At 69.3% G+C, this 557-nt stretch carries 1 protein-coding gene; it reads left to right on the top strand.

The genetic code is table 11. The features are described from left to right. Positions 1-60 precede the first annotated feature (60 nt). A partial coding sequence (locus RM844_RS32150) for an alcohol dehydrogenase catalytic domain-containing protein (protein WP_394814649.1) occupies positions 61-557 on the top strand: 497 nt, incomplete at its 3' end.

Genomic DNA, 557 nt, shown 5'->3' on the forward strand with positions numbered 1-557 from the left:
GCGGTGTCGGTGGGTGGGGAGGATGTGTTGGATCTGGTGGGTGCTGGGGTGTGGGGGTTGGTGCGGTCGGCTGAGTCGGAGAATCCGGGTCGGTTTGGGTTGTTGGATGTGGCTGAGGGTGGGTCCGGGGTGTGGGTGGCGGGGGAGACGCAGTTGGCGGTGCGGGATGGTCGGGTGCTGGCCGCGCGGCTGGCCCCGGTCTCCACCGCTGCCTCCCTCATCCCCCCGGCGGACTCCTGGAGTTGGCAGCTGCGCCAGGGCCAGGGCCAGATCAGCGACATCTCCCTGGTGGACCGGCCGGAACTGCTGGCCCCGCTGGAGCCGGAACAGGTCCGGGTCGAGCTGTGGTACTCCGGCGTGAACTTCCGCGACGCCGGCGTCGCCCTCAAGGTGGTGCCGGACTTCGGCTGGCGCGTCGGGAGCGAGGCCTCCGGTGTGGTGGTGGGTGTGGGTTCTGGTGTGTCGGGTGTGGGGGTGGGGGATGTGGTGTTTGGTGCGTTTGATGGGTCGTTTGGTCCGTTGGGGGTGACGGATTATCGGTTGGTGCGGCCGGTGCC

It is taken from the genome of Streptomyces chisholmiae (assembly GCF_031845445.1).
Lineage (GTDB): Bacteria > Actinomycetota > Actinomycetes > Streptomycetales > Streptomycetaceae > Streptomyces > Streptomyces chisholmiae.